The organism is Microbacterium sp. dk485, from assembly GCF_004570445.1.
Classification (GTDB): Bacteria; Actinomycetota; Actinomycetes; order Actinomycetales; family Microbacteriaceae; genus Microbacterium; species Microbacterium wangchenii.
Map to the genome: position 1 here is coordinate 1748708 of NZ_SPQW01000001.1, position 25799 is coordinate 1774506.

The following is a 25799-nucleotide window of genomic DNA, read 5'->3' on the forward strand; positions in this document are numbered from 1 at the left end:
ACCCACCTTTCCATCGAGTGAAAACTGCCCTGCCCGCGTCGTGCCGCCCCGTGGCATCCTGACCGGCGCCTGGACACAGACGTACCGAGGAGACATCGACATGGCATGGGAAGAAGCGCTGCTGGACCCGACCGGCATGGCGGAGGGCGCCGCAGACGGCACCCTCGCGCCGCGACCGGTGAGCCTGAAGGGCCTGCGCATCGGGCTGCTGGACAACACGAAGCCGAACTCCACGATGCTCCTGGAGGAGATCGCGGATCATCTGCAGCGCGAGTACGGCGCCGGTGAGGCGACGCTGTACACGAAGGACTACTTCGGCACTCCGGTCGCCGAGGCGCTGCTCGAGCGGATCGCAGCGGAGAACGACGTCGTGGTCACGGCGGTCGGCGACTGCGGATCGTGCTCGGCGGCGACGGTGGCCGACGGCATCCTGTTCGAGCGGGCCGGGATCCCGACCGTCTCGATCACCTCCGACTCGTTCTTCATGTCGGGACGCGCGATGGCGCAGGTGCAGGGATTCCCCGCGTTCGACTTCACCGCCGTGGCGCACCCGATGGCCAGCCTGTCGGCCGAAGAGGTCCGCGAGCGTGCGGAGACCGTGATGCCCGAGGTCCTGCGGATCCTCGGCGTGGAGGAGGGACGATGATGACGACGGCGACACCCGTGGAGGTCGGTGCCGATGCTGAACGCGTGCAGGAGCTCGTCGAGTACTACTTCGACAACGAGTGGACCGACGGCCTGCCGGTCGTCCCGGTCACGCAGACGCTGCTCGACACGTTCCTGGCCACGGTGTCCCGCGACCCCGAAGAGGTGCTGTTCGAGATCGGGCACCTCAACCGCCGTCTGACCGTGCGGCTCGCCGCCATCAACGCGGCGATGGCAGGATGCCGTCCCGAGTACTTCCCCGTCGTGGTGTCCGCGTGGCTGGCCATCGCCGCCGAGCCGCATCCCGCCCGCGGCATCTGGCAGTCCACGACCGGAACCGCACCGCTCCTCGTGGTGAACGGCCCCATCCGCGAGCGGATCGGTCTCAACAGCCGCGGCAACGTGTTCGGCTCCGGGTTCCGGGCCAACGCCACGATCGGTCGGGCGATCCGGCTGGGCTGCATCAACGTCTTCGGGCTGCACCCGCACAAGCTCGACCAGGCCACGCAGGGGACGCCGGCGAAGTACTCGTCGTGCCTGGCCGAGAACGAGGAGCAGAGCCCGTGGGAGCCGCTGCACGTCGAGCACGGCTACGTGGCCGACGACGACGTCGTGACGGCGTTCGTCATCCGTTCGGTGATCCACATCGAGGCGCGGCACACGCAGGAGCCGGAGCAGCTCGCCCGCGACTTCATCGACACCATCGTGCGCACCGGCGCGCTCATCCACGAGTACACCAGTGCGCTGCTGGTGCTCACGCCCGAGCATGCCGACGTGTTCGCGCGCGCCGGATGGAGCAAGCAGGACCTGCGCGACTACGTCTTCACGAACGCCATGCGCCGCCGGGACGATCTGGCCGCCGTCGGCAAGGACGCCCTGTCGCACAAGACCCGGTGGCGCCTCCCCGGCTCCCACCCCGATTCCATGCCCGACAGTGCCAGCGCGACCGAGACGCCGGATCGCGTCCCCGCACTGAGCAACCCCACCTCGCTGCAGATCATGGTCGCCGGCGCCGACAACGCCGGAGTATCGGCGGTCGTGGAGATCTTCACCCTCAACCCCCCGCGGGAGATCCCTCTCTCGCTCAGCAGAATCGGAGGCTCATCATGAGCGGATCGCAGGATGCCACGACGGTGGATGCCGCGCTGGCGCAGTTCACGGAGATGATGGCAGCCGACGGGTACGTCCTGAGCTGGCAGCCGGCGGAGGCCGACCGCATCGTCGTCCGCATCGACGCGACGGAAGGGGCCTGTGCGGATTGCCTGGTCCCCCAGCCGGTGATGGAGGCGATCATGGCGCAGGCGCTGGAGCCGACGCCGTACTCCCTCGACCACGTGGTCCTGCCGGCCGCGCACTGAGGAACCTCCCGTGCGCCTGAGCGAGCAGGAGAAGCGGATGCGCGACGGTGCGGAGGGCGACGCCGTCGCAGCCGCGATGGACCTCCTCATCCGCTACGGCGACGCGCTCGGCGCCGAGCGTCTGGTCGAGACGCGCAACGTCGCCGGGACCATGACCCAGCCGTCCCCCGCGAAGGCGGCGCTCGTGGCCGAGGGCGGATGGGAGCGCGCGTTCGCGGTGATCAACCTCGACTCCGATCGCGCCCTCGACATCCCCCCGATGCGGGTGCCGACGTGTCAGCTCCAGCACGGGTTCGGCGCGGATGCGCAGGGGCTCACCCCGTACCCGGTGGAGAACATCCGGATGCAGGAGGATGCGGAGTCGTACTTCACCGATCGCGGCGTGACGGTCCTGGCCACCTGCACCCCCTACCAGGTGGGCAACGTGCCGGCGCGCGACGAGCACTGTGCGTGGATGGAATCCTCGGCGGTGGTCTATGCGAACTCCGTCCTGGGCGCCCGGACCAATTGCGAAGGGGCCGCGTCCACGGGTGCGGCCTCCCTCACGGGCAAGATCCCCTACTGGGGCAACCATGTCCCCGAGAACCGCTACGCGACCCATCACGTCTCGGCCGACATCGATGTCGACGGCTTCCGCGAATGGGGCATGTTCGGCTATTTCGTCGGCGAGGCGGTTCAGGAAGCGCGGCCGGCGGTCACGGGACGACTGCATGCGCCCCGCGATTCCGATCTCAAGCACTTCGGCGCGGCCACCGCGACCTCCGGCGGCGTCGAGATCTACCACCTCCCCGGCGTCACGCCGGAAGCCCCCACGCTCGAGGCGGCGTTCGGGGGACGTCCGTCCCCGGAACCGATCCGCTACGGCGCACGCGAGCGCGCCGCGGTCTACGAGACGCTCAACGCGCAGGGCACCAGCACGGACGTGGACTTCGTCCTGCTGGGATGCCCGCACGCATCCCTGGAGCAGGTCGCCGAGATCGCCGGCCTTCTCGAGGGCCGCCGCCTGAGCGACAGTACGCAGCTGTGGGTCATGCTTCCGCGCGCGCTGGCCACGGAGTCGCTGCGCGCCGGATGGACGCGCACCATCATGCGCGCAGGCGGCCACGTGCTGACCGACTCCTGCCCCGCCATGTCGCGGGCAGCTCCCCCGGGAACCCGCGTCATGGCGACGGATTCGGCCAAGCAGGCGCACTACCTCCCGGCGATCCTCGGCATCGAGGCGTGGTTCGGCACGACCGCCGAGTGCGTGGAGGCAGCGCTCACGGGCCGGTGGCGCGGAGAGCTGGCGTGATCGAGCTGACCGGGCGGGGGATCGTGGGCGGCGTGGTGCGTGCCGCCGCGCTCGTCACCGCGGAGCCCATCTCGGGCTTCGGGGGGATCGATGTCGCCACCGGCACCGTGATCGAACCGCGACACGAACTGTTCGGCGTCTGCTTCACCGGTCGCATCCTCGTCTTCCCCGGCGCGAAGGGGTCGTCGGGGTGGTCCAGCTTCTTCCAGAGCACGCGCCTGATGGGGACGGCACCCGCGGGGATGGTCTTCGACGTGGTGACGACCAAGGCCGTCCTGGGCGCCATCCTCACGCGCGTGCCGACGGTGGTGGGGGCCCAGCCCGTCCCGCACCGCACGATTCGCACCGGCGACACCGTGGAGGTCGACGGCACCGCAGGGCGCATCCGTGTGTGGCCTGCGGCCGACGGTTCCATTGAGTGAAAAAGTGGTTGGCACCCCGCCTCGTCCTTCGCAGACTCGACCTGACGCTCGCAACGGCGTGAGCGGGTCCCGACACAGGAGTCAGACATGATCACAGCAGTCCGCCGAAAGGCCATCCGACGTCACTCTCTGCTTCTCGTCGCCTCCGTGGCAGCCGGCGCTCTCGCCCTCTCGGGCTGCGCGGGCGGCGGCGCGGCACCGGACGCCACCGACGCCGGCGCCGGCGAGGGAGAAGTGGTGGACCTGGGGAGCATGACCGTCGTCACCTTCCTGCCGCTGGAATCCTTCAGCTTCACCCCCGAGATGTTCGCGTACTCAGGCGGGTACTTCGAGAAGCACGGCCTGGACGTGCAGCTGCAGCCGGTGCAGGGCACCTCCGCGGCGATCCAGTCGCTGCTGGGCGGTGCAACCACCCTCACCCGCGCGAGCACCGTCGATGTCTTCCCGCCGATGGAGGATGGTCAGCCCATCCGCGCCGTCGGCACGATGGCGTACAAGTCGAACCTGCGCATGATCTCCGTCGAAGACGAGCCCATCGAGTCGCCGGCCGACATGGAGGGCAAGACGATCGGGATGGGCTCGGTGGGAGGCACCAGCGAGAAGCTGCTGGATCTCACCCTGGACGACGCGGGCATCGCCGCGGACTCGGTGACCCGTCAAGCGGTGCCGGTGACGGCGGCGACCCTCGAGGTCGTGCGGCAGGGGCAGCTGGACGGCTACATCGTGAGCCTCGACACGTCGCTCGCGATCGGGCAGCAGAACGACGACGCCGTCGTCGACCACGCGGGCCTGGGCGACGCGCCCGACATCCAGACGTGGATCACCACCGAAGCGAACCTCCAGGACGAGAAGAAGGTCGCCCAGATCGAGGCGTTCCTGGCCGCGATCCAGGAAGCGGTGCAGGACGTCATCGACGACGCGCCGAACGATTTCGCCAATGTCCTGAAGACCCTCCGCGACAGCGGAGACTGGAGCTTCCCCGCCCTGGCGGACGACGAGGTCGCTGCCGACGCGCTGGAGATCTACACGACGCAGACCTGGGTGGACGCGGACGGCGGGGTCTCCCTGCTGGAGAACAACCACGAGGCGTGGACCACGACGTATGACACGTACGTGGCAGCAGGCCTGCTCGAGGGCGGGCAGGACCCCGCGGAGTGGATCATCGACGACCACGTCCCGGCCGAGTGACACGATCCGAGGAGATCACATGAGCAACCAGGCGACCGTCGCGGGTGCCGAGCAGGCCGGCGAGGAGCAGGTTCTCCCGCGGCTCCGCATCCGCGGCGTCGGGCGGGACTTCCACACCAAGGCCGGCGTCACCCACGCCGTGTCCGGCATCGATCTCGACATCGAGCGAGGCGAGTTCGTCGCACTCATCGGCCGATCCGGATGCGGCAAGACCACCCTCCTGCGCATGATCGGGGGACTGCTCTCGCCCACGTCGGGGACCATCGAGGTCGATGGGCGACATCTCTGGCGCAACGGGCACGTCGAGAGCTCCGCCGTGACCCGGCTGGGCTTCGTCTTCCAGGAGAGCAACCTCTTCCCCTGGTTCACGGTCCTGGACAACATCGCGCTGCCGCTCAAGCTGCGCGGAGTGGACAAGGCCGCACGCCGGCAGCGGGCGACCGAGCTCGCCGCTCTCGTGGGGCTGAGCGGGTTCGAGAAGTCGTACCCCCGTGAGCTGTCCGGCGGCATGCGTCAGCGGGCTGCCATCGCACGCGCGCTGAGCACGAAACCGGACCTGCTGCTGATGGACGAACCCTTCGGGGCCCTGGATGCGCTGACGCGCGAGCGCATGAACCTCGAACTGCAGCGCATCGTCCTGGAGACCGGATCGACCGTCGTGTTCGTCACGCACGACATCCCCGAAGCGGTGTTCCTCGCCGATCGGGTCGTGCACATGACGCCGCGTCCCGGCCGCATCCGGCAGATCCTCTCGGTCCCGGACGCCAAACCGCGCGGCATCGAACTGCAGACCACCCCCGGGTTCAACGACATCGTCCGGAACCTGCGCCACGACCTCGATGAGGAGGACTGACCCATGGCCACAGTGCAGGCGGCCCCGCCGGAAGAACCCACGACGACCACGATCGTCACCGAGCAGCGCCGCCAGTCGGAGGGGCGCATCCTGAAGATCCTGCCGTGGATCGTCACGCCCTCGCTGGTCGTGCTGATCATCGTCGTGTGGCAGGTGCTGGTCACGGCGCTGCAGGTCAACCCGTTCGTCTTCCCGCCTCCTGCGGCCGTGGGCGAGGCGTTCGTGACGCTCGTGCTGGACGGCAGCACGTGGGGGGAGACCTGGATCACCCTGAGTGAGATCCTCCTCGGCTTCGCCATCGCCGTGCTGATGGGCGTCATCGTCGGCGTCGCGTTCGGCAAGCTGCCGTGGCTCGAAGTGAGCATCCGCCCGCTCATCGTCGTCGCACAGGTCGCGCCGAAGGTCGCCTTCATCCCGCTGTTCGTCATCTGGTTCGGCTTCGGCATCACCTCCAAGGTGCTGCTCGCGGCACTGCTGGCGTTCTTCCCGGTCATGCTCAACGTTCTCCTGGGGGTGCGCTCGGTCGAGCGCGGCCAGCGCGAGGTGATGCGGAGCCTGAACGCCTCGCGCGCGCAGATGTTCACCCAGCTGGAGATGCGGAGCCTGCAGCCGTACCTGTTCGCCGGCATGGAGGTCGGGATCGTCCTGGCCACCACTGGAGCGATCGTCGGGGAGTACCTCGGCGGCAGCGTGGGGCTCGGTGCGATGGTGGTGCGCGCGATGAACTCGCTGGATGCCGCGCGCACGTTCGCCCTCATCCTGCTGCTCTCCCTGATCGGGCTCGCGCTGTACCTCATCGTCAATGAGGCCAAGCGGTTCTTCATCCCGTGGCACGAGTCGGTGTACGGGCTGCGCGAGGGGATGTAGGCCGGCCCGCCCCGTAGGCTGGTGCCGCTCTCTCGCAGAGCGCGCACAGAAGGGGCGGCATGTCGGAGGAGCGGTCGCGCGACAGGATCCAGAGCATCGAGCGGGCCGTCGAGGTGCTCCGGGCCTTCAACCGCCAGGAGGGGTCGCTGAGCGTTGCGGAGATCTCGGCGCGGGTGGGGCTCGCCCGCCCGGTGGTCCGTCGCATCCTGTTGACCTTCGCCCACCTCGGCTACGTCGAGTCCACGAACGGGTCCTGGAGCCTGACGCCCCGGATCCTCGAGCTCGGCTCGGGGTATTTCACCGCCTCTTCGCTGCCGGAGATCTCCTACACCTACATGGCGGAGGTCGTCGAGCGCACCGGCGAGACCTGCAGCATCGGCGTGCTGGACGGCCTCGAGGTCATCCATGTCGCCCGCGTCGAGGACCGCCGCCCGCTGCCGGACTCGGTGCGGGTGGGTAACCGCCTGCCGGCCCACGCCACGGCGATCGGCAAGGTGCTGCTGGCGCAGCTGAGCGAGCCGGAGCTGACCGGGCTGCTCGCCTCCACGACCCTCGAGGCCTACACGCCGCACACCGTCTCGGACCCGGCCGGGTTGCGGGAGCGGTTGGCACGTGTGCGGGAACGCGGGTTCGACGTGTCGCTGGAGGAGTTGAACCCCGGCCAGGTCGCCGTCGCGGTGCCGATCGTCGCGGGCGGACAGGCCGTGGGCGCCATCGCGGCCTCCTCGACCACGGTGCGCGAGACGGAGCAGAGCCTCACCGAGACGGTCATGCCGGTGCTGCGCACCGCAGCCGACGAGATCGCGCGGGCCTACCGCAACGCCAACCCGCAGGTGTTCCGCGCCGACCGGTGAGCGTCACGCCACCGGCGCGGCCACATCATCCGGCAGGCGCGTCCCGAGGAACGCGCCGTCGGCCTCCAGACGCTCCTGCAGCCGCGACACATCCACGCCGGACCCGGTGCCGTCCCCGGCCAGCGCAAGGTCGGCGGCGGTGCCGGCCGCCTGCCCCATGACGAAGCACGGCCCGGTGACGCGGCCGGAGGACTGACCGCGCTGGGTCATCGACGCGCACCGGCCGGCGACGAGGAGGTTCCTGACGACCTGCGGCACCAGCATCCGATAGGGCAGCTGGTTGTACCCGCGGGAATCCACCGGAGGGAAGCGGAATTCGACGTCACCGGGCACGTGCGCCTCGACCGGCCACCCGTTGACCCCGATCGTGTCGTCGAAGTCGGCGCAGCCGAGCACGTCCTGCTCGGTGAGCTGGTATTCCCCCACGATGCGGCGCGTCTCGCGGATGCCGATCTGCGGGGCGATGTCGACCACGTACGCGTCCTCGAACCCGGGGGTGTTCTCCCGGATGAACGCGAAGGTGTCCTTGACCTGCCGGCGGCCCTGGATCTCGCCACGCGTGAGCTGACGGACATCCGTGCCGTCGATGGCCGAGCCGTCCTCGTTGCTGAGCTGGGTGAGGTTCGAGCGCCACTCGAGGGGATTGCGCTGCGGGCGGACGATCGGCTTCTTCCGGGGGAAGTGGTGGGTTCCGGCAGCCTCGGCCTCCTCCATCCGCCGCCGGATCGTCTTCCACGCCTCGCCGGCGCGCTGGGGGTCGACGCCGTTGATGCGGAACATCAAGGACGGGTAGAGCAGATGCTCGGCCCGCTCATAGGGCGCACCCGCCCACGCGGCGATGTCGGCATCGCCGGACCCGTCGATGAAGAACCTCCCCCGTACGGCTGCCCGACCTGACTTCGATTCGATCACGACCGCGTCGATCGTGTCGTCGCCTGACATCACGACATCGACCGCGACGGCATGGAAGAGCACTTCCGCCCCGCCGGCCAGGAGCAGTTCGTCGGCGGCGATCTTGTACGCCGAGATGTCGAAGGCGACGGCCTGGATGCGGTCGTCGACGGACAGGTGCGGTTCGTTCAGACCGTCGAGGGCGTCCAGCCGGTCGTACAGTTCGCCGGCGAACCCGTGCACCACCAGGCGGTCCTGCCCGTACACGCGGGCGTGCAGGCCGCAGAAGGTGCTGAGCCCGCCCATCGTCCCGGCTCCGCCGAGGAAGCCGTATCGCTCGATGAGCAGCGTCGAACGCCCCGCGCGCGAGGCTGCGGTGGCCGCGAGGAGGCCGGCGGGTCCACCGCCGACGACGACGACGTCGTACTCCCCGATCACGGGGACGCGGGCGGCGGGCAGGGCGATGGTCGGATCGGTCATGCGTGCTCCGTGTGCTCGGGGATGGATGCGGCGAACTCCGCCGCAGGCTGGCAGGGGCCGTTCGGGCGGGCGCACAGCACCGCGCCGCAGCCGAGGGGCTGCACGAGCTGCTCGTACTGGTCCAGCATCCCGCCGCCGCTGTCGCGGTCGGGGAGGGGGACGTAGGACGGTCGCGCAGCCAGTTCGGCGGGGTCCACCAGCAGATCGATACGGCCGTCGGCCAGGTCGATGTCGATGACGTCGTCGTCCTGCACGAGTCCCAGCGGGGCGCCGGGGGTGGCCGCCTCGGGGGAGACCTCCCCGACGGTCATGCCCTGGTTCACGAGGCCGCTGAACTGTCCGTCGGTCACCAGCGCGACCGAGTGGGCGAGCCCGCGTGCGTGCAGGGCGAAGATGAACGCGCTCGTCAGTCCCATCCCCGGTGCGCCGCTGACGCCGATGCCGCGGATCACCGCGACGTCGCCCGGACGCAGTCGCCCGTCCGAGATGCCCGCGATGGCGTCCTCGCGGCTCGTGAAGATCCGTGCCGGGCCGGTGAACCGCCGCGGTCCCGGGTCGGGGACGGGGCGTTTGGCCACTGCTCCGCTCGGGGCGAGCGAACCGCGCAGCACCGCGATGGCCGGATCCGTGCCGAAGGGGTCCTCGATCGTGCGGATGATCTCGCCGTCGCCGGGACGGGCATCCTCGAGGCACTGCGCCAGGGTCCTGCCCTCCACGGTGAGCGCCGAGCCGTCCAGCAGCGGCAGCAGCTCGCGCAGCAGAGTGGCGCCGCCCCCGGCGTCTTCGAACTGCTCCGTGAGCCACGGGCCGTTCGGGCGCACCGACGCCAGGAGCGGAGTGCTGCGCCCCAGGGTGCGGAACTCCTCCCATACATCGATGTCCAAGCCGGTCTCCACGGCGATGGCCTGCAGGTGCTTGATGGTGTTGATGGATCCACCCACGGCGAGCATCGCCCGCACGGCGTTGCGCACCGACGCGTCGGTGACGATCTCACGGGGGCGCAGGTCGCATTCGATCGCGTCGACGAGAACCTCGGCACTGCGCCGCACGGAGTGCCACATGCGCTCGCTGTTGGCGCGCACGGGAGCGGCCCCCGTCACGGCCATCCCCAGCGCCTCCGCGACGACGTGCATGGAGTTGGCGGTGGCCATCCCCGCGCATACGCCCGGACCCAGGATGGCGTCGTCCGCGAGCGCCTCCAGATCGTCCGTGGGCTCGCCGGTGACCGCCGCCATCGCCGCGAGGAGGAACACCTCCTCCACGTCCGCTTCGCGTCCCTCCGCCAGTCCGCTGTGCTGATACCCGCAGGGCACGACGACGGTGGGGATGTTCAGCCGTCCGGCCGCCATGAGGTGCGCGGGCGTGGTCTTGTCGCAGGATGAGAGGCAGATCATCGCGTCGAGCTTGGCGCCCTCCACCGCCGCCTCGATGTCGTCGACGATGAGGTCGCGGCTGGGCAGGATGTAGCGCCCCGCCCGACCGGCACTCGTGACGAAGTCGCTCGGGGCGGTGGTCCGGATCTCGAACGGCAGCACCCCGAGTTCGCGCAGGTGCCCTTTGAGCGCGTCGGCGATCTCATCCAGGTGGGCGTAGCAGGCAGCCAGTTCGGACGAGGTGTTCACGATCGCGACCTTGGGCTTGGTCAGGTCGGCCGCAGCGATCCCGAGCGAGCGCCACTGCGCGCGCCGCGCGATGCCGAGGGCGGAAGTGGGGGGCAGATTGCTGCGCAGGGTGGGCATCGTCGTCCTTGTCTCGCGTCGTGATCCCCGGAGGGCGTACGCATTGCGTTCAACATGTCGCAATGCGTACGCTGAGCATACGACGCCAGGGGAAGCGGGTAAAGGTGAGCGCAGCGCGGCGGGCGGCTCCGACGACGCACTCGCAGCCCGTGCTGGGAGCAGGGCTCCTCACCGTGCTCGGCCTGCTCATGACGGTCAATCCGATCGCGTCCAACATCTACCTGCCGGGCCTGGGGCAGATGGCGGCCGACCTGGGCGTGACGGTGGCCGGCGCCCAGTTCGCTCTCACCGGCTTCCTGCTCGGAGTGGCGGTAGGGCAGCTGGTCGTCGGTGCGATGACCGACAGCCTCGGTCGCCGTCGCGTGCTGCTGCTGGGCCTCGGGCTGCTCACCGCGGCCAGCGCGCTCGTCCTGCTCGCTCCCACCCTCGGGGTCCTCATCCTCGGTCGCGTGCTGCAGGGATTCGGCTCGTCCGCTGCGGTGGTCGTCACCCGTGCCGTGGTGTCGGACACCGCGCGCGGTGCCCAGGCCGCGCGTGCGTACAGCGTGCTCATGGGCATGCTGGCCGCCGGCCCGCTCTTCGGTCCGCTGCTCGGGACGCTCCTCCTCCCGCTCGGGGGGTGGCGCGCCACCTTCGCCGCGCTGCTGGTGATGAGCGTGCTGTACCTCGTGGTTGCGGCCCTCTCCGTCCCCGAGACCCTCGCCGTCGCCGACCGGACGCCGGTTCGGATCGGGCGGCTGATGAGCAACTACCACCGCCTCGCCGGTGACGGGGGCTACGTCGGCAACGCGCTGGCCATGGCCTTCGGATTCGCCGCGCTGGTCACCCACGTCAGTGCGTCCTCGTTCGTCGCGCAGGACGTCCTGCGCACCGACGAGTGGGGCTTCACCTTCCTCTACATGGCCTACGCGCTGGCGGTGATGGCAGGCAGCGCCGTGAACGCCCCGCTGTCGGGGCGCTTCGGTGCCCGCCGGATGCTCCTGATCAGCCAGGGCATCGCCATCGCCGCGACGGCGGCGATGGCGGTCTTCGCCCTCACCGGCACGTTCACCGTCGTCACCTTCCTCGTCACGGTCATCCCCGCGTGCGCGGCCGGGTCGGCGCTCCTGGCCAATGCGACGACGCTGACGCTGGCCCGCGCCGCCTTCGCCGCGGGCTCCGGCGCGGCGCTGATGGGCTTCACGCAGTTCACCCTGGGTTCGGTCATCTCGCCGCTGAGCGGTGTGCTCGGGCCCACCACCGCCGCCCCGATGGCGCTGACGATGCTGGCGGCGTTCGTGCTCAGCGCGGCGGCAGGGGTCTTCGGCCGCCGCGCGGAGCGGCGCGTCGTCCTCGCGGCGCATCCCCGAGATCAGGAGGATCGCCCGATTCAGGATGCTTCGGCATCCGTTCGTCCTGATCCGGGCGATCTTCCTGATTAGGGCGGCGGGTGCAATCCCCGTGCGCCGAAATGTGGCGGCAACACGGCCGCCACTAGGCTCGGGACATGGGTGACCTGTTCGACGGATACGGCTCCACGCTGGCGCCGCGCAAGACCTCGACCGGTGTCCCGGCGTACGACGAGATGTTCGGCGACCCGCCGCATCCCGGTGAGCATGCCGAATCGCGCATGGCCTACCGGGAGCTGTACCAGGCGCTGGCGCAGATGACCCAGGACGAGCTCCGCGGACGCACCGAGTCGCTCGCCAGCTCGTACCTCGCGCAGGGCGTGACGTTCGACTTCGCCGGCGAGGAGCGCCCGTTCCCCCTGGATGCGGTGCCCCGCATCATCGACTACGACGAGTGGTCGCGCGTGGAATCCGGGGTCAAGCAGCGCGTGCGCGCTCTTGAGGCGTTCCTGGACGACGCGTACGGCAGCCAGCACTGCGTGCGCGACGGTGTGCTCCCCGCCCAGCTGATCGCCTCCTCGCAGTACTTCTACCGTCAGGCCGCCGGGATCCACAGCGCCAACGGCGTCCGCATCCAGGTCGCCGGGATCGACCTCATCCGCGACGAGCACGGCGAGATGCGCGTGCTCGAGGACAACGTGCGCGTCCCCAGCGGCGTGAGCTACGTCATCTCCAACCGGCGCGTGATGGCGCAGACGCTGCCCGAGCTGTTCCTCTCGATGCGCGTACGCCCCGTGGGCGATTACCCGAACAAGCTCCTCGCGGCGCTGCGGGCCTCGGCCCCAGGCGGGATCGAAGACCCCAACGTCGTCGTGCTGACGCCGGGCGTGTACAACTCCGCGTACTTCGAGCACACGCTGCTGGCCCGCCTCATGGGCGTCGAGCTCGTCGAGGGGCGGGACCTCCTCTGCGTGGGCGGCAAGGTGTTCATGCGCACCACGCGCGGTCCGCAGCGCGTCGACGTGATCTACCGGCGCGTGGACGACGACTTCCTCGACCCGCTGCAGTTCCGCGCCGACTCGATGCTGGGGGCACCGGGCATCATGCTCGCCGCGCGCTTGGGGAACGTCACGATCGCCAACGCGGTGGGCAACGGTGTCGCCGACGACAAGCTGCTGTACACATACGTGCCCGACCTCATCCGCTACTACCTCGCCGAAGAGCCGATCCTGCGCAACGTCGACACATGGCGGCTGGAAGACCCGGGTGCGCTCGAGGAAGTGCTCGACCGTCTCGACGAACTCGTCGTCAAGCCCGTCGACGGATCCGGCGGCAAGGGCCTCGTCGTGGGGCCGGACGCGTCGCCGTCCGAGCTGGAGGCCCTCCGTCGACGGCTCCTTGCCGATCCCCGCGGCTGGATCGCCCAGCCCGTGGTCATGCTCTCCACGATCCCCACCCTCGTCGAAGACGGCATGCGGCCGCGCCACGCCGACCTCCGCCCCTTCGCCGTCAACGACGGGGACGACGTCTGGGTGCTCCCGGGCGGACTGACGCGTGTGGCGCTGCCCGAGGGGCAGCTCGTGGTCAACTCCAGCCAGGGCGGCGGCTCCAAGGACACGTGGATCGTCGGCGGCTCGGCGCCCGCCCACGTCGAGTACGGGCAGGGCAACGGCCTGGCCGGTCTCGTCGCCGATCAGGCCGCCACCATCACCGCGGCGATCCCGATCATCTACGACGGTCAGCCCGAGGTCACCCACTCCCCGCAGGATCCCACGGCCGGCGGCACGGAGCAGCAGCAACAGCAGCAGCAGGCCGAGCCCGCCGAGCACGAGCACGGCCCGCAGCAGGAGCAGCAGCAGCAGGCCCGTGACCTCACGCGGGGGGTGGACGGATGCTGAGCCGCATCGCCGAATCGCTGTTCTGGATCGGGCGCTACATCGAGCGCAGCGACGGGACCGCCCGCATCCTCGACGTGCACCTGCAGCTGCTGCTGGAGGATCCGTGGATCGATGAGGACACCGCGTGCCGGTCGCTTCTGAGCGTCATGGGGTCCTCCCCGCTCGAGGGCGTCGACAAGGTGCGCCGCGACGACGTGCTGCAGCGCCTCGCCGTGGACCGTATGAACCCCGCGAGCATCGCGTACTCCCTCACCGCCTCCCGCGAGAACGCGCGCCGCGCCCGGGAGATCGTCTCCAGCGAGCTGTGGGAGACCCTCAACACCACGAACTCGCGGATGCCGCGGCGACTGCAGACCGACAAGGTGCACGAGTTCTTCGCCTGGGTGCGTGAGCGCGCGGCTCTCGCGGTGGGGATCGTGGACTCCTCCACGAGTCGCGACGAGGCGTGGCAGTTCTTCACGCTGGGGCGCAGCATCGAACGCGCCGACATGACCGCGCGCCTGCTCGCCACCCGGTCGCTGACGGAGGTGTCGGGGCCGTCGTGGACGACGATCCTGCGCTCGTGCGGCGCGTACGAGGCCTACCTGCGCACCTACCGCGGCATGCCCAGCGCCCGCAACGCCGCCGAGTTCCTCCTGCTGGACCGCCTGTTCCCGCGATCGATCATCTACTCGATCCAACGCGCGGAGGAGTGCATGAGCGCGATCGACCCTCGGGCCGACCGGGTCGGCCATTCCAACACGGTCCTGCGCGCGCTCGGGCAGATCCGCAACGACCTGGAGTACCGGCCCATCAGCGACATCCTCGGCGAACTGCCGCTGCACATGCAGCGCGTGCAGAAGGTCACCCGCGAAGCATCCGAGGCCATCCGCTCGCGGTTCTTCCCGACGCAGGCCGAGCCGAGCTGGATCGGGGAGACCTCGTGAAACGCCTCCGCATCGAGCACTCGACCGGCTTCGCCTACCAGGGCGACGTCTCTGCGTCGTACAACGAAGCGCGGATGCTGCCGACCTCCACCGACAGCCAGTTCGTGCTGAGCTCGGGGCTGGAGGTGGAGCCGTCCACGACGGTGAACTCCTACCTCGACTACTTCGGCACCCGCGTGAGCGCCTTCGACGTGCTCTCACCGCATTCGGATCTGACGATCACGGCACGCTCGCTCGTGGAGGTGCGCCCCCGTCCGCTGCAGCACGTCGACATCACGTGGGACGCGCTCGCCGCGGAGGCGGCCCGCTCGATCGGTACGGTGGAGCAGCTCGTGCAGACCGCCCGGACCCGGCCGCATCCGGAGGTCGCCGAGATCGCCCGCTCGATCGCCGCGCAGCACGATCACCCCGGGACGGCCGCGCATGCGATCGCGGAGGCGATCGGCGACGCCGTGGAGTACATGCACGGCGTCACGGGCGTGCACTCCACCGCGTCGGAGGCGTGGGAGGCGCGCAAGGGCGTGTGCCAGGACCTCGCGCACATCACCCTCGGGGCGCTGCGGGAGGTGGGCATCCCCGCCCGCTACGTCTCGGGCTACCTGCATCCGCGGCCCAGCGCCGAGGTGGGCGTCGCGGTGACGGGGGAGTCGCACGCGTGGGTGGAGTGGTTCGCCGGCGACTGGCAGGGGTTCGACCCCACCAACAACATCGAGATCGGCGACCGGCACGTGCTGGTCGGGCGCGGCCGCGACTACAACGACGTGCCGCCGCTGCGCGGCGTGTACGCCGGGCCGTTCAAGTCGCAGCTGCGCGTGAAGGTCACGATCACACGCGAGGCCTAGCCACCGCATCCGCGCGGGGACGCGCGACGGAGGCGTCGAGGTGAGCTCACCTGCTCAATGCGGCCGCAACCGCAGGCCGGCGGCGCCCCCATCGACTTCGATGATCGATCCGGTCGTCGATCCCGCAGACGGACCCACCAGGTAGGCAACCGCTGCGGCCACCTCCTCGGGTGATACCAGTCGCCCGTGCGGCTGGCGCGCCTCGAGAGCCGCACGTTCGGTCGCGGGATCGGCACTTGAATGCAGGAGGCGTTCAACCCACGGAGTATCTGCTGTGCCTGGACTTACGGCATTGACTCGGATCCCCTCGCGCAGGTGGTCTGCGGCCATCGCCCGGGTGAGGGCAAGCACGGCGCCCTTGGATGCGGAGTAGAGTGCCCGCTCCGGCAATCCTGCCGTCGCGGCGATCGAGGCGATGTTGCAGACCGCGGCGGCGCCCGAGGCTCGCAGCCACGGCAGGGCGGCGGCGGTAGCGCGGGCGATGCCAGTCACGTTGATGGAGAGGACGCGAGCCCACTCGTCGTCATCGTTCGCGGCGACGTCGCCCACTGCACCCACCCCTGCGTTGTTCACGAGGATGTCGATCCCGGCGAGTCGATCCGCGGCGGCGGCCATTGCGGCCTCGGCGCTCTTTCGGTCGGAGACATCGGCCGCGAAGCTGGCGAATCGGGGGTCGGCGTAGGCGGGGGAGACATCCAGCACGGCGACGGCGGCTCCTGCGCGATCCAGCCGGTCGGCGATGGCCGCTCCGATTCCCGAGGCTCCCCCGGTGACGACGACGGCCAGGCCGGCCAGCTCCCCAGCGGTCATCGGTCGACCTCCGCGGCCCGCATGGTCTGCCGCTGGCGCCCGAGGGCTTCAATCTCGAGCTCCACCACGTCGCCCGCCGCCAGATAGGGGAAGCGGCCGGACAGGGCCACGCCCTCCGGGGTTCCGGTCAGGATCAGGTGCCCAGGGTCCAGGGTCATGTACTGCGACAGGTGCCAGATGAGGTGCTCGACGGAAAGACCATGTCGGTGGTCCTCGAGTCCTGACGACTCTCACCGTTCACAAAGCTCCGCAGCCGGAGGTCGCCGTGCGCGACCTCGTCCGGCGTGACCAACCATGGGCCCGTCGGGTTGAACCCGGGCGCGCACTTGCCCTTGGACCATTGGCCGCCAGAATGCTCGAGCTGAAACGATCGCTCGGACACATCGTTCACTGCGACGAAACCTGCGATGCAGGATCCCGCGTCCTCTACGGAGCGCAGGTACGCGGCGGGCCGGCCGATGACCACCCCCAGTTCGACCTCCCAGTCCGTCTTGACGCTGCCCGGCGGGATGGTGACGTCGTCATTCGGGCCGACGACGGTGTTGGGGGCCTTCAAGAACATGATGGGGGCCTCGGGCGGTGTCGATCCCGACTCGGCGGCGTGGGCGGCGTAGTTCATCCCGATGCAGACCACGGCGCCGGGGCGGGCTATCGGGGAGCCCAGCCGCAGACTCGCCGGGTCGTCGAGTTGGGGCAGGACCCCGGCGAGGAGCGCCGTCCGTGCACGCCCGCCCGGTTCATCCGAGAGGAAGGCCCCGTCGATATCTGCGGTGAGTGGGCGCAGGTCGAAGTACCGATCACCGTCGACGACGACGGGGATCTCCGTCCCCTGCGGTCCCACGCGCGCGAACCTCACGATGCTCCTTCCCCCGCGGCGTGTGGAATGCGAGCGATCGCCTCGATCTCGACCCGGAAGCCACCCGCCAGTGCAATGCCGAAAGTGCTCCGGGCGGGCCGGTGGTCACCGAAGAACAAGGCGTACTCCTCGTTGAAGACGCCGAAGTCCCGGATGTCCGTGAGGAGGCACATGGTGCGGATGACGTCGGTGAGTTCCGCACCCGATGCGCTCAGCACCTCGCGGAGGTTCGTGAGGCACTGCCGGACCTCCTCCCGAAAGTCGGCGGGTGTCAGCCCCGTCCCGGGATCGACCCCGACCTGCCCCGAGGTGAACACGCGGTCGCCGTCACGGACGGCCTGCGAGTAGTGCCCCCCGGGGGATGGGGCGGATGCGGTGTGGATGAGCTGCATGAGGTGATCTCCTATCGGTGGTCGGTCGCGGCTCACGAGCAGAAATCCGCGGCGATGCGGGCATACATGCGCGCGGCGTCTCGCACGCTTTGCACGCTCACGTACTCGTTGGGTCCGTGGGCGCCTGTGAGCACGCCCGGACCGAACGAGGGAAGCGTCGGGATCCCCAGACCGGAGTACCACGGCGCGTCGGTGCCGCCGGGGAACACTCCGAGCGGAGGTGCCGCACCGAGCACGTCCGCCGCGGCCGCCTGCGTCGCGGCGACCAGAGGATGTGCGGCGTCGAGTTCGCTCCACGGCACCCAGTCCAGGCCCGGCTCGAAGCTGTACTCGACATCGAGGTCCGGATCGGCCGCGCGACAGGCGGCGAGCCATCGCTCGATCGCCCGCGCCACATCGTCGCGCGTCTGGCCGGGCACGGTCCGCAGATCGCAGGCGAACTCCGCCTGTCCGGGTACCACCCCGAAGAACGTGCCGCCACTGATCATCACCCCGGGGTTCAGGGTGGGGCCGACATCGCCGAGCGGATGCGGGGTGAACGGCACGTCGAGCTCCCGTGCGATTCGAAGAAGAAGCTCGGCAGCCTTGAGCGACGCATTCACCGAGGGCATCCGGTCGGACAGGCTCGAATGCATCTGGGTTCCCTTGACGGAAACGCGGAACCCGCACACCCCCCGCGACACCAGATGTATGGCCTGCCAGTCGTGATCCCATCCGCTCGGTTCTCCGATGAGGATCGCGTCGACGTCGCGAAGCAAGGGAGCGACGAACTTCGCTCCCAGCTGAGCGCCGGCCTCCTCATCGGCGATGGCGCCGATGAGGAGGTCGCCGCGCAGCGGCACGCCGCACTCCTTGAGCGCACGGGCAGCGAAGATCATCGCCGCGAGCGCAGCCTTCATGTCGACGGCGCCGAGGCCGTAGATCCGCCCATCCCGAACGGTGGGAGTGAGGGGATCCGAGACCCACTGCTCGCGAGCCTCCCCGACCGGTTTGGTGTCGGTATGACCGTTCAGCATCAGGTTGCGACCACCGCCCGAGCCGCGCATTCGTACGATCAGGCTGGGGCGCTGCTCCGTCGGTCCGATCACCGTCTGCTCGCCGAGCCCGAACCGCTCCGTCACCTCCAGCAGGCGCGCGACGATCGCGCGCTCGTCGGCGTGAGGCGGGATCTGACTGTCGACCGAGATCAGATCGTCGACGAGCTGGAAGAGCTCGGCGTCAGACTGCAGGAGAAAGTCGTCGATGCGGGTGTGATGGGTCATCGCGCTACCGCCCCGACAGGCAGTTCCTTCAGGACCCCCGCCACCGCTTCGGCCAGACGCTCCACATCCCGTCGGTTGTTGGCCACGTGGAATGAGGCGCGCACTCGGCCGTCGCCGCCCCATACGAGCGCCCCGCGCTCGACGAGTCGCCGTGCGAACTGCTCAGCGTGCGGATGGAGGAAAGCCACGTTGCCCGCGCGGCGCGCTGGGTCGCGTGGGGTGATGATCTCCACGCCGAGCTGGTCGAGTGATTCGATCGCCGCGCCGCTGAGAGCGAGCGCGTGCGCCTCGACCCGATCGATTCCCAACTCGAGGATCGTGTCGACTCCGGCTCCGAGCCCGGCGATGTCGGCGAGGGCCGGCGCGCCCATCTGAAAACGCGTCGCGTCGCCATTCCACTTCAGATCGTCGAACCGCTCGTCGGAGAAGATGTTGCTGACCGATCGCCATCCGACCGCCCCGGGCTCGAAGCCGGGCAGCCTCTCCTGGTTCCACACCACGACTCCGACGCCGTAGGGGCCGAGGGCCCATTTGTAGGACGCGCTCACCGTGATGGCCGCGTATTCCAGGTCTGTGGACACCACGCCCATCGAGTGGGAAACGTCGACGAGAAGCGGCACGCCCACCCGGTCGGCGATCCGCCCCAACTCACCGAGATCGTGGCGCAGCCCCGAGACGTAGCCGACATGGCTCACCGCGATCGCAACGGTCCGATCGTCGCAGGCCGCCTCCATCTTCGAAGGAGGGATGTCCCAGTCCGCATCCCGCCGCACGACGCGAACGTCCAGCCCGAAGCGACGCAGCCGAAGGAACGCTGCGAAGACAGCGGGGTGCTCGTATTCGTTGATGACGATGTTGTCACCCGGTCGCCAGTTCCACCCGTTGGCGATGGCGCTCCACGCCGTCGAGGCATCGCCAAGGAGACCAACTTCGCCCGCACTGCGCCCGGTGAGCCTGGCGATGCTCGCGCGGGCGCGTGCCTCGGCGTCGAACATGACCTCCCTGCCTCTCTCCCCGAGGCTCTTGGCTCGGTACGAGCGGACGACGGCCTCCTCGACGCGCCGAAGTGCCGGGGAATGCGCCCCCCAGTACAGGTACGCCTCCGTGCCGAGGTCGACGAAATCGCTCGGGTCGAGGAGGGCGGAATCGCCCGTGGATGTCATGTGAACTCCGTTCGTGGTCATGAGGGTGGTCATCGGGCCACGTGCCCGCGGGGTTCGGATGATCGTTGCGTGAGCAGGAGATGCAGGTTCGCGGTGGTGACGAGTTCCAAGCCGTCGCTCGTCAGGGCGGTCGCCAGCCACCCGGGCACGTCGAAGAGCTCGGTCGTTCCGACGACCTCGAGTCCCGGCGAATAATCCGAGCCCCAGACCAGCCGCGATGCGCCGAACAACGACAGCGCGATTTCGAGCGCCGACGCTGCCCCGATGTGGGGAGGGTGAGGGTCGATGGCGTAAAGTCCCGACAGCTTCATGAGCACACCCGGATGATGCGCCAGGGCCTCGATGGCCTTTGCCCAGTCCTCGAGGCCGCCCCACTCGGGGTGCGCCGGTAGCCCGAGGTGGCTGAGGAGGACCGTCGCGTTCGGGACGCAGGCGAGCACGGAGGCGAGTGAACGAAGCGCGGAGGGGGTCGCGTTGACGCTGAGCAGGGCACGGCGCTCGTCCAGCGCCTGCAAGACCGCCGGCCTCAGGGCCGAGATGTCCTGCCCGGAGAGGTAGAGCGAGAAACCCGCGGCTCCGCGACGCCACGCGTCCTCGACGTCCATGGTCGTGGCTCGAGGGTGGAGGTAGACCAGCGGCACCACCCAGGCGCGGTCGCGGGCGAGGCGCAGGATGTAGGAGTTATTGCCGGAGAAGCGCGTTTCGCCCTCGTACCCCACCACCAGGGCGCGGTCGAGGCCGTGCAGGTCCCGCAGGCGCTCGTACTCCGCGAGTTCGGCCCCTACCCGTGCAGATCCGCGATAGCCGGTCTCGAAGAGGTGGATGTGCGCGTCGTGCCGCGGCCTCATCGATCACTCACCTCGGTAGCGGCTTCGATGATGCGCTCCGCGAGATCGATGCCGTGCAGGGCGTCGGAGAGGGTGACTTCGGTCGGTGCGCGATCGAACCGCACCGCGTCCACGAAGGCGCGTATCTCTTCCGCCAGCGCGCCGTGGGCGGCGTCAGGGGTCAGCGCGTCGTCAACTGACGCATCATCGTCTCCGAGGGTCTGGACACGCGGAGCGAGCTCGAGTGCCAGCAGGCCCTCCTCTCCGACGATCTCCAAGGCGTCGGGGAGAGCCCCGGACTTGAGAGACCATGAGACGTCGAAGGAGATGAGAACTCCGCCCTCCGTCTCCACCTCGGCGCGCACGGCAAGAGGCTGTGCCCGCCCGGCCAGGGGGATCTGCCGCGCCCTGACCGACCGGAAGGGCCCCGAGCCCAGCCACAGGGCGAGGTCGATGTCGTGGATCATCGTCATCAGCACCGGATGTGTGATGGGGAACAGCGCATCGTGATCCGCGGTTCGATGCCGCCGGAACGAGATGGCCCGGGGCCGCCCCACGGCACCGGACTTCAATCGGTGGCGCAGTTCGACATACGGGGCGGCGAAGCGCAGGACATGCGCAGGCATGACGAACCCGGGTGCCGCGGCAGCGGCGGCCTCCAGCTGCCGCCCCTCGGCAACGGTCAGAACGACGGGTTTTTCGACCAGCACGCTGGCTCCCGCGTGGAGCGCCGTCATTGCCGTTGGCAGGTGGAGCGCGTTCGCGTTCACGACCGAGACCGCGTGAGCGTCAGTGCGCGCCAGGAGCTCGTCGAGAGTGGTCGCCGCATGTGGAGCGCCGACGACGGCGGCGAGGGATGACGCGGCGTCGGCGTCGGCGGAGGCGACTCCGACCACCACGCAGTCGGGGTTGGCGGCGAACGCCTGGGCGTGCCGTTGCGCGAAGGGCCCCGTGCCCACGATCACCACCCGCACGGGGCCCTGGAGTGCGTGTCGTTGTCGCCGTGCGATGTCGAGGTCCAAGACCGCCTCCCTTCGTACCCGCTCGCTTTTCACTCCGCCGCCGGGTACTGCTGCACCACGACGAGGCGGGCCCCGTTCTCGCCGGCTTCGTAGACGTGCGCCTGGTCGGCAGGGAACATGAGCATGTCCCCCTGATGGAGCCGTGAGGTGGCCCCGACCGGCCCGACATCCACAGGACCGTTGACGCAGACGACACGCTCGATCACGCCCGCTGCATTGCCTTTGGAGTGGCGCAGGGCGTGCGGGGCGAGGGTCACGACGGCGAGCTCCACTTCCCCACTGCTGCGCCAGCCGGCCATGAGCTGGGCGACATACGTCGTGCTTTCGTGCGCGATCACGGGTGCGTCCGCGAGACGCTTGAGTTCACTGCCGTCGCCTTCGGTGTGCCCGACGAACAATGCGCCGAGCGACACGTGCAGTGTCTTGGCGAGCGCCCAGATCGTGTCGAGTGAGGGGTTCCCGTGCCCCCGCTCGAGCTCGGAGACGGTCGACTTCGACACGCCTGCCTCGCGAGCGAGGGCCGACACGCTCAGCCCGCGTCGTTCACGCCACTGACGGAGGTTCATCGCGAGGGGGGAGAGGGGCTGGTCACCCTCGATCGCGCCCGCAATCGATCGAGGACTCATCTCCCGGCCAGCCCGGCCATCGCGATTCCTCTGACGAGGTGCTTTTGAAGGATGATCACGAGGATCACCGTGGGGATCATCGAAATCAGTGTCGCGGCCATTTGCAGGTTCCATTGGGTTCCGCTCTGTGACGTGAAGGAGGCGAGGCCGATGGGAATGGTCCCCATGTCGGCATAGTCGCTGACGATGATCAGCGGCCAGAGGTAGCTGTTCCAGAAACTCATGAAGGTGAAGACGGCGAGCACCGCGATGGCGGGCTTGGCCAGTGGGATCAGGATGCCCACGAGCGTACGCAGGGGACCAGCACCGTCCACGCGGGCTGCCTCCTCCAGTTCGAAGGGGATTCCGCGGAAGAACTGGCGCATGAGGAAGGTTCCGAACGCGGTGAAAGCGAACGGGAAGATCAGCGACTCATACGTGTTCACCCAGCCGAACCATTGCATCAGGATGAACATCGGGACGACGATCACCTCCTGCGGGACCATGAGTGTGCCCAGGAAGACGACGAATGCGAGATCCCTCCCCTTCCAGCGCAGACGCCCGAAGGCGTAGCCCGCAAGCACCGAGACCGTGACCGCAACGGCCGTGCCCGCAATCGCCACAAGGAAGGAGTTGACGATGTACTGCCAAAAGGGTACCGACTGGAAGACGGCGGCGAAATTGCCCCACTGCGGCTCACTCGGCAGCAGGTCGCTGCCAAGCACCTCCCCCTGGGTCTTCAGCGACACGGTGATGGCGTAGAACAACGGGAAGGCGAACAGGATCGCCGCCACCCATACGGACGCGTTCAGTGCGATCCGTTTCGGGAGGTTCGGCCGGGCGAGCAACAGGCTGTCAGTGCTCATAGTGCACCCACCTTCTCTGAGCGCGGAACTGTACGGCCGTCAGGCCGATGATCACAGCGAACAAGAGCCAGCCGGCAGCCGCGGCCCCGCCGAGGTCGTGAAACTGGAAACCCTTGTTGTAGATGAACATCACGAGTGGAAGGGTGGCGTTGCCCGGTCCGCCGCCGGTCAGCAGCTGCGGTTGGGCGAACACCTGGAAAGATCCGATCGTGGTCATCACCAGGCAGAAGAAGATCGAAGGGGACAACAGCGGGAGCACTATCCGCCCGATCAGCCGTAGGCCGCTCGCCCCATCGAGACGCGCTGCCTCGATGGTGGTCTGGGGGAGCTGCTCGATCGCGGCGATGAGGATGAGCATGTTGTAGCCCACGCCTGCCCACACCGACACGACGACCACGAGCACCATCGCCCAGAAAGGGTCCGCCAGCAGATTCGGGATCTCCAGGCCGAACAGGTCGAGGGCGCCGGAGCGCACGATGCCTTCAGGCTGCAGCAGCATCCTCCAGACGAACACGTTCGCAACCATCGGGGTGACGACCGGGATGAAGAACAACACCCGGAAGGCGGTTCGCCCACGGATCCGCTCGGCCAACAGCAGCGCGAGCCCCAGTGCCAGCAGCAGATTGAGCGGCACGGTCAGGACCACGAAGACGACCGTGTTGCGGAACGCGACCAGAAAGTCGGGATCCTCGGTCAACAGGTCGACGTAGTTGCCGATCCCGATGAAAGCGCGGTCGCCGAACGCGGGCCAGTCGAACAGGCTCATCACGACCGCGAGCGCCACGGGAAAGATGGTGAAAACGGTGAGCCCGAGGAGCGCGGGTGACACGAAGGCCAGGGCGTACCGCCTCTCGGCACGCCCCAGCTTCGAGACCCGCTGATGCGAGTGCGGCACTACTACTCCCCGAACCGGTCCTGCATCTGCTCCAGCAGCGAAGTCATCGTTTTCTGGCCGTTGAAGACAGAGATGAGCTCCGGCTGCAGCGCACTGACCATCTGCTGCCAGTCAGGCGCCGTGCGCCAGTTCTGCGCGCCGGCGAAGGACGCTTCGAACGCCGCACGGATCTCCGTGCGCGCGGGCTCGGGAATGGACTCGTAGTAGATCTCCTGCGACGAAAGACGGGCAGGGAGGCTGCGACCGGACTCCGCGATGGAGTCCTGTGCCGCTTCGCCGACCAAGGAGCCCAGCACCTTCAGGGCCGCTTCGCGGTTCTCGCACGTGCTGGAGATGCCGTAGCCGCTTCCGAGAAGGATGGCGAGGGATCCCTCCGGTCCGGCGGGGACGGGAAGGAAGACGGTCTCGAATCCGGCGTCGTTGTTCAGAAAGTTCAGCGCGTTCCAGGTGCCCTCCACCACCATCGCCGCTCGCTGGCTGGTGAACTGGTCCGATCCCCAGACCGACTCGGCAGCCGAGGGCACCGGCGCTGCGGCGCCGGTGTCGACCAGCGACGCGTACCACTCCGCGCTCGCAAGGTAGTCGGGGTTCGTCAGATCGAGGGTGTAGTCCTCGGTCACGGGCTGGGTGCCCGCGCGCGCGATGGGAAGGGTCTGCCACTGCAGGTCACCTGTGTCGACGGCGAAGGGATAGATGTCTCCGCCCGTCATAGATGTCGCGAGCGCGTCGAAGTCATCGAAGGTCCAATCGAGTGCGGGAACGGTCTGGCCCGCCTGAGCAAGGGCATCCTCGTTGACGTAGACGAGCATCGCGGCGACGTCCCAGGGGATTCCGTACAACTCGCCGTCCACCCGCATGAGGTCGAACGAATTCGCCGTGAACTCGCTTTCGTCGATGCCGGCGACCGCGAGATCCTCCTTCGACAGCGGCGAGAACGCCTCGTGGTAGTCCGCCATGTTCTGCCCGTTCATCGTCAAGATGCACGAGAGCTGTTGCGACGACATTCCGGCGGTCAACTTCGTGAAATACCCGTCGTAGGGCGACATCGACAGGTCGACCTTGAGGTCGGGATTCTCTTCCTGGGCAATCCGCAGCTGATCCTCGCTGTTCTTGATGTCGCTCTCCTGCCCACCCCACATCTCCCACACGATCGGGGAATCCGGGTCACTGGCGGAGTTCGAGCATCCGGCGGCGACCACGGCCAAGGACGCGATGGTGGCGACAGCGCCGCCCATCCGGAGGTACCTCGAGCGCGTTCTCTTCATTTCTGCAACCCTCCATGCTTACGGTGCACGTTGTCGGGCACCTGTGCTTCGATCTGTTCGATCTACGAGACAGTTCGTTTGATATATAGAACGCGAGTAAGTGAAGCACGTTTCATATTCCGGGGTCAATGGCCACTTTATCAGCGTTCGCAGGGGCGCCCTTGACGTTCGATATGGCGAACGATACGTTTGCCCCACATAACAGCGGCGGCAGCGAAGGTGATCGATTTGCACGCACCCTCTCATCTCAGCCA

Annotated in this window: 25 protein-coding genes and 1 pseudogene; 13 read left to right on the forward strand and 13 right to left on the reverse strand. The window is 68.8% G+C overall.

Annotation, left to right across the window (positions count from 1 at the left end):
- Positions 1–100 precede the first annotated feature (100 nt).
- From E4V99_RS08210 to E4V99_RS08250, 9 genes are all read left to right on the forward strand, one after another.
- The gene (locus E4V99_RS08210) at positions 101–646 is read left to right on the forward strand and encodes a UGSC family (seleno)protein (protein WP_135116906.1); all 546 of its coding nucleotides are present in this window, start codon (positions 101–103) and stop codon (positions 644–646) included.
- Positions 643–1755, forward strand: a complete 1113-nt coding sequence (locus E4V99_RS08215) for a hypothetical protein (protein WP_135116907.1) — start codon at positions 643–645, stop codon at positions 1753–1755. Before E4V99_RS08210 ends, E4V99_RS08215 begins: the two co-directional genes overlap by 4 nt.
- Positions 1752–2003, forward strand: a complete 252-nt coding sequence (locus E4V99_RS08220) for a hypothetical protein (RefSeq protein WP_167758099.1) — start codon at positions 1752–1754, stop codon at positions 2001–2003. The genes E4V99_RS08215 and E4V99_RS08220 overlap by 4 nt, the downstream gene beginning before the upstream one ends.
- Before the next feature lie 10 nt (positions 2004–2013).
- Positions 2014–3294: an aconitase X catalytic domain-containing protein gene (locus E4V99_RS08225; RefSeq protein ID WP_135116909.1), complete on the forward strand. Its 1281-nt coding sequence runs from the start codon at positions 2014–2016 to the stop codon at positions 3292–3294.
- Positions 3291–3716 carry a DUF126 domain-containing protein gene (locus E4V99_RS08230; RefSeq protein ID WP_135069643.1) on the forward strand — a complete coding sequence of 142 codons (426 nt, stop codon included), beginning with the start codon at positions 3291–3293 and terminating at the stop codon, positions 3714–3716. The genes E4V99_RS08225 and E4V99_RS08230 overlap by 4 nt, the downstream gene beginning before the upstream one ends.
- Before the next feature lie 87 nt (positions 3717–3803).
- Positions 3804–4904, forward strand: coding sequence for an ABC transporter substrate-binding protein (locus E4V99_RS08235; protein ID WP_135116911.1), 1101 nt, complete (start codon positions 3804–3806; stop codon positions 4902–4904).
- A 19-nt stretch (positions 4905–4923) separates the two neighbouring features.
- A complete protein-coding gene (locus E4V99_RS08240) occupies positions 4924–5757 on the forward strand; it encodes an ABC transporter ATP-binding protein (RefSeq protein WP_135069637.1) in 834 nt (277 codons plus the stop codon).
- A gap of 3 nt (positions 5758–5760) precedes the next feature.
- The gene (locus E4V99_RS08245; protein WP_135069634.1) at positions 5761–6624 is read left to right on the forward strand and encodes an ABC transporter permease; all 864 of its coding nucleotides are present in this window, start codon (positions 5761–5763) and stop codon (positions 6622–6624) included.
- Positions 6625–6683: 59 nt separating this feature from the next.
- On the forward strand, positions 6684–7478 hold the full coding sequence (locus tag E4V99_RS08250; protein WP_135116912.1) for an IclR family transcriptional regulator C-terminal domain-containing protein: 795 nt from the start codon (positions 6684–6686) through the stop codon (positions 7476–7478).
- A 3-nt stretch (positions 7479–7481) separates the two neighbouring features.
- On the opposite strand, the gene E4V99_RS08255 is transcribed toward E4V99_RS08250, so the two are convergent.
- Both E4V99_RS08255 and E4V99_RS08260 read right to left on the reverse strand, forming a co-directional pair.
- Positions 7482–8849, reverse strand: coding sequence for an FAD-dependent oxidoreductase (locus E4V99_RS08255; protein ID WP_135116913.1), 1368 nt, complete (start codon positions 8847–8849; stop codon positions 7482–7484).
- Positions 8846–10588: a dihydroxy-acid dehydratase gene (locus tag E4V99_RS08260; RefSeq protein ID WP_135116915.1), complete on the reverse strand. Its 1743-nt coding sequence runs from the start codon at positions 10586–10588 to the stop codon at positions 8846–8848. Before E4V99_RS08260 ends, E4V99_RS08255 begins: the two co-directional genes overlap by 4 nt.
- Before the next feature lie 104 nt (positions 10589–10692).
- Here E4V99_RS08260 and E4V99_RS08265 point away from each other — a divergent pair, with 104 nt between their 5' ends.
- From E4V99_RS08265 to E4V99_RS08280, 4 genes are all read left to right on the forward strand, one after another.
- A complete protein-coding gene (locus E4V99_RS08265) occupies positions 10693–12009 on the forward strand; it encodes a Bcr/CflA family efflux MFS transporter (protein ID WP_167758100.1) in 1317 nt (438 codons plus the stop codon).
- Between the two features lie 65 nt (positions 12010–12074).
- Positions 12075–13814 carry a circularly permuted type 2 ATP-grasp protein gene (locus tag E4V99_RS08270; RefSeq protein ID WP_135069620.1) on the forward strand — a complete coding sequence of 580 codons (1740 nt, stop codon included), beginning with the start codon at positions 12075–12077 and terminating at the stop codon, positions 13812–13814.
- Positions 13808–14740, forward strand: coding sequence for an alpha-E domain-containing protein (locus E4V99_RS08275; protein WP_135069617.1), 933 nt, complete (start codon positions 13808–13810; stop codon positions 14738–14740). The genes E4V99_RS08270 and E4V99_RS08275 overlap by 7 nt, the downstream gene beginning before the upstream one ends.
- Positions 14737–15582 (forward strand): transglutaminase family protein, encoded by an 846-nt coding sequence (locus tag E4V99_RS08280; RefSeq protein WP_135116918.1) that lies wholly within the window; start codon positions 14737–14739, stop codon positions 15580–15582. Before E4V99_RS08275 ends, E4V99_RS08280 begins: the two co-directional genes overlap by 4 nt.
- A 54-nt stretch (positions 15583–15636) precedes the next feature.
- On the opposite strand, the gene E4V99_RS08285 is transcribed toward E4V99_RS08280, so the two are convergent.
- From E4V99_RS08285 to E4V99_RS08335, 11 genes and pseudogenes are all read right to left on the reverse strand, one after another.
- Positions 15637–16392: an SDR family oxidoreductase gene (locus tag E4V99_RS08285; RefSeq protein WP_135116919.1), complete on the reverse strand. Its 756-nt coding sequence runs from the start codon at positions 16390–16392 to the stop codon at positions 15637–15639.
- Positions 16389–17248, reverse strand: a pseudogene (locus E4V99_RS08290) (fumarylacetoacetate hydrolase family protein). The gene E4V99_RS08285 and the pseudogene E4V99_RS08290 overlap by 4 nt, the downstream one beginning before the upstream one ends.
- Positions 17245–17640 carry a Rid family detoxifying hydrolase gene (locus E4V99_RS08295; RefSeq protein ID WP_135069607.1) on the reverse strand — a complete coding sequence of 132 codons (396 nt, stop codon included), beginning with the start codon at positions 17638–17640 and terminating at the stop codon, positions 17245–17247. The pseudogene E4V99_RS08290 and the gene E4V99_RS08295 overlap by 4 nt, the downstream one beginning before the upstream one ends.
- Positions 17641–17672: 32 nt before the next feature.
- Positions 17673–18902 (reverse strand): ArgE/DapE family deacylase, encoded by a 1230-nt coding sequence (locus E4V99_RS08300; protein ID WP_167747830.1) that lies wholly within the window; start codon positions 18900–18902, stop codon positions 17673–17675.
- Positions 18899–20098 (reverse strand): aminotransferase class V-fold PLP-dependent enzyme, encoded by a 1200-nt coding sequence (locus E4V99_RS08305; protein WP_135069601.1) that lies wholly within the window; start codon positions 20096–20098, stop codon positions 18899–18901. The genes E4V99_RS08300 and E4V99_RS08305 overlap by 4 nt, the downstream gene beginning before the upstream one ends.
- Complete coding sequence (locus tag E4V99_RS08310) at positions 20095–20913, reverse strand: amidohydrolase family protein (protein ID WP_135069598.1); 819 nt, start codon at positions 20911–20913, stop codon at positions 20095–20097. The genes E4V99_RS08305 and E4V99_RS08310 overlap by 4 nt, the downstream gene beginning before the upstream one ends.
- Positions 20910–21914 (reverse strand): Gfo/Idh/MocA family oxidoreductase, encoded by a 1005-nt coding sequence (locus E4V99_RS08315; RefSeq protein WP_167747828.1) that lies wholly within the window; start codon positions 21912–21914, stop codon positions 20910–20912. Before E4V99_RS08315 ends, E4V99_RS08310 begins: the two co-directional genes overlap by 4 nt.
- A gap of 29 nt (positions 21915–21943) precedes the next feature.
- The gene (locus tag E4V99_RS08320) at positions 21944–22654 is read right to left on the reverse strand and encodes an XRE family transcriptional regulator (protein ID WP_135069592.1); all 711 of its coding nucleotides are present in this window, start codon (positions 22652–22654) and stop codon (positions 21944–21946) included.
- Positions 22537–23385 carry a carbohydrate ABC transporter permease gene (locus E4V99_RS08325; protein WP_135069589.1) on the reverse strand — a complete coding sequence of 283 codons (849 nt, stop codon included), beginning with the start codon at positions 23383–23385 and terminating at the stop codon, positions 22537–22539. The genes E4V99_RS08320 and E4V99_RS08325 overlap by 118 nt, the downstream gene beginning before the upstream one ends.
- Complete coding sequence (locus E4V99_RS08330) at positions 23375–24169, reverse strand: sugar ABC transporter permease (RefSeq protein ID WP_240742737.1); 795 nt, start codon at positions 24167–24169, stop codon at positions 23375–23377. Before E4V99_RS08330 ends, E4V99_RS08325 begins: the two co-directional genes overlap by 11 nt.
- Before the next feature lie 113 nt (positions 24170–24282).
- The gene (locus E4V99_RS08335; protein WP_135069586.1) at positions 24283–25545 is read right to left on the reverse strand and encodes an extracellular solute-binding protein; all 1263 of its coding nucleotides are present in this window, start codon (positions 25543–25545) and stop codon (positions 24283–24285) included.
- Positions 25546–25799: the final 254 nt, after the last annotated feature.